The organism is Pelomonas sp. KK5 (assembly GCF_001984095.1).
GTDB lineage: Bacteria > Pseudomonadota > Gammaproteobacteria > Burkholderiales > Burkholderiaceae_C > KK5.
Genome location: NZ_LYVQ01000298.1, coordinates 1 through 6,607 on the forward strand (window position 1 = coordinate 1; position 6,607 = coordinate 6,607).

Genomic DNA, 6,607 nt, shown 5'->3' on the forward strand with positions numbered 1-6,607 from the left:
GTGCTGTTCGATCTCTGGCAGGGCGACCCGACGATCCACCCCGATCAGGCTGCGGGTTATGCCGCCTGCGAGGCCGCTACCGACGCGCCGCCTGCCGAGGGCAGCGTCGGCGCCGGTGCCGGCGCCACCGTCGGCAAGCTGTTCGGCCCCGAACTGGCGATGAAGGGCGGCATCGGCAGCGCCTCGCTGAAGGTCGGTGGCGTAACGGTGGCGGCGCTGGTGGCCGTCAACGCGGTCGGCGACGTGATCGGCGAGGACGGCACCGTGCTCGCCGGCGCCCGCGGGCCCGATGGCCGCTTGATCGGCATCGCGCAGGCGCTGCGCGAGGGCCGCGTGCCGGCCGCGCTGCTCACCGGCATGTCCACGACGCTGGGCATCGTCGCCACCGATGCGCGGCTCACGAAGGCGCAGGCGAAGAAGGTCGCGCAGATGGCCCACGACGGCCTGGCCCGCACGATCAACCCGGTCCACACGCCTTTCGACGGCGACGTGGTCTTCAGCCTGGCCACCGGCGGCTCGGGCCTGCCCGGCAATGTGGCGCTGATCGGCGCGCTGGCGGCCGAGGTGATGGCGCAGGCCGTGCTGCGCGGCGCGCGGGCCTCAAACCCCTGATCGATCGGTGTTTCCCCCGAGCGCTGCGCAGATGCGGACAGCGCTGCCGATTCGTGAACTTGTACTCAGTGCAAGCCCGGCTGTGGCCGTGTGGAGCGGTCGAAAAAATCGTCCAGGCAGGAATCCCTCTGCCCTTCTTTGGACGTATCCAATGCAATCGAGTCAGTTCAGGAACATGGTCCTCGCAGCCGCTGCCCTCGCAGCCGGCGCCTCCGCCCAGGCCGTCGTCTACAACGGCAACGACTACAAGGTCACGCTTACCAGCACCGTCTCCGAGGTGGACAGCCAGACCGGCATCGCCAACCTGATCCCCAAGGGTTCCACCGTCCAGATGAGCTTCCTGCTCAACTCGACCAACTACCAGAACGACCCGCAATGGCCGACCCGCGGCTACGTCGTGGACATGTCCACCGTCAGCTTCGCCGCCAACGGCGTGGCCATCACCGTGGACCCGGCCAAGGGCAGCACCGGCAACACGCTGCCGGTCTACTTCGTGCTGCGCAACAACGACCCGAAGGTGGATGGCGTCTTCCTGGCCAACAACACCACGACCGACACCGACTTCACCGCGCACGTGGCCGGCATGGGCACCGACTTCCAGTTCAACTTCCACGAGACCTGGCTCGGCGGCACGCAGTTCAACTCGCTGAACATCGCCGACAACACCGGCAGCTGGGGCTCCAAGAACCTGTCGGTCTACGAGTTCGACCTGCAGTTGCAGGGTGGCTATATCGCGGCCACGCTGGGTGTGCCGACCGTGACCATCTCCGCCGTGCCCGAGCCGGGCAGCATGGCGCTGATGGGCCTGGGCGGACTGGCCATCCTCGGCGCCGTGCGCCGCCGCCGCAGGGGCTGAGGCCCGCGACGGGATAATGGGCGCGATATGAAAGCGCGCCTGTCCCAGATCCTCTTTACGCAAGGCTTCGGCACCCGCCGGCTGTGCGCCGGCCTGATCTTCAACGAGGAGGTCAAGGTCGGCGGCGAGATCGTCGACGACCCCGATGCCGAATTCGAGACCGAGGGCCTGGTCTTCGAGGTCAGCGGCAAGACCTGGCCCTACTACGCCAAGGCCCTGGTGCTGCTGAACAAGCCGGCCGGCTACGAGTGCTCGCAGAAGCCCAAGCACCACCCCAGCGTGCTGAGCCTGCTGCCCGGCCCGCTGCGCGAGCGCGGCGTGCAGCCGATCGGCCGGCTCGACGAAGACACCACCGGCCTGCTGCTGCTCACCGACGACGGCAGCCTGATCCACAAGCTCACCAGCCCCAAGCACCATGTGCCCAAGGTCTACGAGGCGACCTGCAAGCATCCGGTGACGCCGGAGATGGTGCAGCAGCTGCGCGACGGCGTCGAACTGCGCGAACCCAACCGCGACCCCGCCAAGCCCGACCACACCGAATTCACCCAGGCCGAAGGCGCCGAGGCCTTCGGCACCCACGGCATCCGGCTGACCCTGGTCGAGGGCAAGTACCACCAGGTCAAGCGCATGATCGCGGCGGTAGGCAACCGCTGTGAGGCGCTGCACCGGCCGCAGTTCGGCGCGCTGCGCCTGCCTGAGTCTCTCAAGCCCGGCGAATGGGCCTGGGTCCACAGCCCCGCCGAAGTAACGGCATAGTTCAACGCATGCAAGTCTTCCGCGGTTTCCACCATCCCGGCATCGCACCCGCCTGCGCGCTGACGATCGGCAATTTCGACGGCGTCCATCGCGGCCACCAGGCCATGCTGGCGCTGCTGCGCTCCGAGGCCCAGCATCGCGGCCTGCCTTCCTGCGTGATGACGTTCGAGCCGCATCCGCGCGATTTCTTCGCCGCCCGGATGAGCAAGCCCGAGCTGGCGCCCAGCCGCATCGCCACGCTGCGCGACAAGCTCGGCGAGCTGGAGCGCTGCGGCATCGACCAGGTCGTGATCCTTCGCTTCGACGAGCGGCTCGCCTCGCTCTCTGCCCAGGACTTCATCGGCCAGGTGCTGGAACAGGGCCTCGGCGCGAAGTACGTGCTGGTCGGCGACGACTTCCGCTTCGGCGCCAAGCGCCAGGGCGACTACGCGACGCTGGACGCCGCCGGCCGCCAGCGCGGCTTCGACGTGGCGCGGATGATGAGCTACGAAGTGCACGGCCTGCGCGTCTCCAGCTCGGCCGTGCGCGAGGCGCTGGGCCGCGGCGACATGGAGGCTGCGGCGCGGCTGCTGGGCCGGCCGTACTCGATCTCCGGCCATGTGGTGCACGGCGCCAAGCTGGGCCGCACGCTGGGCTTCCGCACGCTGAACCTGCGCTTCAATCACGACAAGCCGGCCGCGCAGGGCATCTTCGCCGTGCGTGTCCACGGGCTGGCCGGGCAGCCGGTCGACGGCGTCGCCTCGCTGGGCAACAGGCCGACCGTCGAAGACGCCGGCCGCATGCTGCTGGAAGTGCACTGCCTGGACTGGCCGCTGGGGCTGGAAGGGGCCTACGGTAAACTCGTGCGCGTGGAACTGCTGCACAAACTCCGTGACGAAGCCCGATTCGACGGGCTCGACGCCCTGACGGCCGCGATCCGCCAGGACGTGGAGGATGCGCGCGCCTGGCTGGCGACGCACGCCGCCATGCGCCGGCAGACCACCCGCGATCGAATTTGAAGCTGGCCGGCGGCTGCCCGAGCCGCCCACACCACCGCGCCTGCTAACGGCCGCTTTCAGCGGCTCCTCCCGCCTTGCCGATCGAACGCCATGACCGACTCCACGACGCCCGCTGTTGACTACCGCTCGACCCTGAACCTGCCCGACACCCCTTTCCCGATGCGCGGCGACCTGCCCAAGCGCGAACCGGGCTGGGTCAAGGCCTGGGAGGACCAGGGCGTCTACAAGAAGCTGCGCGACGCACGCTGCAACGCGCCCAAGTTCGTGCTGCACGACGGCCCGCCCTATGCCAACGGCCAGATCCACATCGGCCACGCCGCCAACAAGATCCTCAAGGACATGATCGTCAAGGCGCGGCAGCTCGCCGGCTTCGACGCGGCCTACATCCCCGGCTGGGACTGCCACGGCCTGCCGATCGAGAACCAGATCGAGAAGACCTTCGGCCGCGGCCTGCCGCGCGACGAGGTGCAGGCCAAGAGCCGCGCCTACGCCACCGAGCAGATCGACCAGCAGCGCACCGACTTCAAGCGCCTGGGCGTGCTGGGCGACTGGGCCAACCCGTACAAGACGATGAACTTCGCCAACGAGGCCGGCGAGATCCGCGTCCTGAAGCGCATGTTCGAGCGCGGTTTCGTCTACCGCGGCCTGAAGCCGGTCTACTGGTGCTTCGACTGCGGCTCGTCCCTGGCCGAGTTCGAGATCGAGTACGCGGACAAGCAGAGCCCCGCCGTCGACGTTGCCTTCCAGGCCGCCGACCCGGCCGCGCTGGCCGCCGCCTTCGGCCTGCCTTCGCTCGCCAAGGATGCCTTCGCCGTCATCTGGACGACCACCCCCTGGACCATCCCGGCCAACCAGGCGCTGAACCTCAACCCCGAGCTGAGCTATGCGCTGGTGGACACGCCGAAGGGCATCTTCCTGATCGCCGAGGCACTGGTCGAGAAGTGCCTGGCGCGCTGGAAGCTGGAGGGTCAGGTCTTGTCCACGACGCTGGGCAAGACCCTCGACGGCATGCGCTTCAAGCATCCGCTCGCCGATGTTGATGCCGGCTACAACCGCACCAGCCCGGTCTACCTCGCCGACTACGCCACCGCCGAGGACGGCACCGGCATCGTCCACTCCGCGCCCGCCTACGGCCTGGACGACTTCCAGTCCTGCATCGCCCACGGCATGTCCTTCGACGACATCCTGAATCCGGTGCAGGGCAACGGCGCCTATGCGGCCGAGCTGCCGCTGTTCGGCGGCCAGCACATCTGGAAGGCCAATGCGGTCATCGCCGACACGCTGGAGCAGGCCGGCCGCCTGCTGGCCCACAGCAAGCTCACCCACAGCTACCCGCACTGCTGGCGCCACAAGACGCCGGTGATCTACCGCGCCGCCGCGCAGTGGTTCGTGCGCATGGACGAGGGCGAGGGCCTGTTCACGCAGGACAAGGCGCCGCGCACGCTGCGCGAGACCGCGCTGGCCGCCATCGAGGCCACCAGCTTCTACCCCGAGAACGGCCGCACCCGCCTGCGCGACATGATCGCCGGCCGGCCCGACTGGTGCATCTCGCGCCAGCGCAGCTGGGGCGTGCCGCTGCCGATCTTCCTGCACAAGGACAGCGGCGAAGCGCATCCGAAGACGCTGGAATTCATCGAGCGCGCGGCGCAGCTGGTCGAGGCCGGCGGCATCGAGGCCTGGTCCAAGCTGGACCCGGCCGAATGGCTGGGCGCCGAGGAAGCCGCGCAGTACACGAAGGGCCAGGACATCCTGGACGTCTGGTTCGACTCCGGCTCCACCTTCCAGCATGTGCTCAAGGGCAGCCATGCCGGCGCGGCGCATGAAGCCGGCCCCGAGGCCGACCTGTACCTGGAAGGCCACGACCAGCACCGCGGCTGGTTCCACTCGTCGCTCTTGATCAGCTGCGCCGTCAACGACCGCGCGCCCTACCGCGGCCTGCTGACCCACGGCTTCACCGTCGACGGCCAGGGCCGCAAGATGAGCAAGTCGCTGGGCAACACCGTGGCCCCGCAGGCGATCAGCGACAAGATGGGCGCCGAGATCCTGCGCCTGTGGTGCGCGTCCACCGACTACTCGGGCGACCTCGGCATCGACGAGAAGATCCTCGCCCGTGTGGTGGACGGCTACCGCCGCATCCGCAACACGCTGCGCTTCCTGATGGCCAACACCAGCGACTTCGACGCCGCGGCCGATGCGCTGCCGGTGGGACAGCTGCTGGAAGTGGACCGCTACGCGCTGGCCCGCGCCGCCGAGCTGCAGGCCGAGATCCTGGCCCACTACGAGAAGTACGAGTTCCACCCGGTGGTCGCCAAGCTGCAGGTCTACTGCTCGGAAGACCTGGGCGGCTTCTACCTCGACGTGCTGAAGGACCGCCTCTACACCACCGCCGCCGGCAGCGCCGCGCGCCGCTCGGCACAGACCGCCCTGTGGCACATCACCCAGGCGATGCTGCGCTGGATGGCGCCCTTCCTGTCCTTCACCGCCGAGGAGGCCTATGCCGTCTTCGCGCCGAAGGCGAGCAGCGGCACGATCTTCACCGAGACCTACTGGACGCTGCCCGAGGCCGATGCCACGCTGCTGGGCAAGTGGAGCCGCATCCGCGCGCTGCGCGACGGCGTCAACAAGGCGATCGAGGAACAGCGCGCCGCCGGCGCGATCGGCGCCTCGCTGCAGGCCGAGGTCACGCTGAAGCTGGCGGCGGCAGAAGACCTGGCCCTGCTGCAGAGCCTGGGCGAAGACCTGCGCTTCGTGCTGATCACCTCGGCTGCTGCCGTCGTGGCCGCCGAATCGGACGCCGTCGACGTGCAGCCCTCAGCGCACACGAAGTGCGAGCGCTGCTGGCACTACCGCGCCGACGTGGGCAGCAATCCGGCCCACCCCTCGCTGTGCGGCCGTTGCGACAGCAATCTGTACGGCAGCGGCGAGGCGCGGACGATCGCCTGATCCCGCAGCGCCCGCCGGGCCGCCCTAAGGGCGCTGCTCTGTCGGCCCATGCGGCTCGATGCCGCGTGGGCCGGCGTCCCCTCGGGGGACCGACCAGCCCAGCCCGCGTTCAGCGAGGCGGGGCTGGGCGAGGGGCTCACGGGAACGCGGGGACGTTGGGCTCGACGCCCTCGAAGTGCGCTTCGGGGTGCGTCGCTTCGAGCAGGGCCTCGATCTCGTGCACCTTCGTGCGCGGCACGTCCACCATCAGCAGGTACTGGCCCTGCTCCAGCGCCTTCTCGAAGCGGCGCAGGCGCCGGCTCGGCGTGGAGCTGCCGATCATGCTGCTGGCCCAGGTGCCGAGCACCGCGCCCAGGCCCGCCAGCGCGATGACGACCGCCGCCGGGGCGGTTGTCGTGGCCAGCTCGTAGGCGCCCGCCACGCCGGCTGCCGCGCCCACGCC

Annotated in this window: 5 protein-coding genes and 1 pseudogene; 5 read left to right on the top strand and 1 reads right to left on the bottom strand. The window is 69.4% G+C overall.

Going from position 1 to position 6,607, the window contains the following annotated elements:
* The 5 genes from B0W88_RS28575 to ileS form a co-directional block, all read left to right on the top strand.
* A partial coding sequence (locus B0W88_RS28575; RefSeq protein ID WP_198937965.1) for a P1 family peptidase occupies nucleotides 1–612 on the top strand: 612 nt, incomplete at its 5' end.
* Nucleotides 613–787: 175 nt separating this feature from the next.
* Nucleotides 788–1,468, top strand: coding sequence for a PEP-CTERM sorting domain-containing protein (locus tag B0W88_RS28580; RefSeq protein ID WP_077037947.1), 681 nt, complete (start codon nucleotides 788–790; stop codon nucleotides 1,466–1,468).
* A gap of 27 nt (nucleotides 1,469–1,495) precedes the next feature.
* Nucleotides 1,496–2,224, top strand: coding sequence for a pseudouridine synthase (locus B0W88_RS28585; RefSeq protein WP_077037948.1), 729 nt, complete (start codon nucleotides 1,496–1,498; stop codon nucleotides 2,222–2,224).
* A gap of 8 nt (nucleotides 2,225–2,232) precedes the next feature.
* On the top strand, nucleotides 2,233–3,222 hold the full coding sequence (locus tag B0W88_RS28590) for a bifunctional riboflavin kinase/FAD synthetase (RefSeq protein ID WP_077037949.1): 990 nt from the start codon (nucleotides 2,233–2,235) through the stop codon (nucleotides 3,220–3,222).
* A 90-nt stretch (nucleotides 3,223–3,312) separates the two neighbouring features.
* The gene (gene ileS, locus B0W88_RS28595; protein ID WP_077037950.1) at nucleotides 3,313–6,165 is read left to right on the top strand and encodes an isoleucine--tRNA ligase; all 2,853 of its coding nucleotides are present in this window, start codon (nucleotides 3,313–3,315) and stop codon (nucleotides 6,163–6,165) included.
* 136 nt (nucleotides 6,166–6,301) lie between these two features.
* Here ileS and B0W88_RS28600 read toward each other — a convergent pair.
* Nucleotides 6,302–6,607, bottom strand: a pseudogene (locus B0W88_RS28600) (DUF1269 domain-containing protein); the annotation flags it as partial.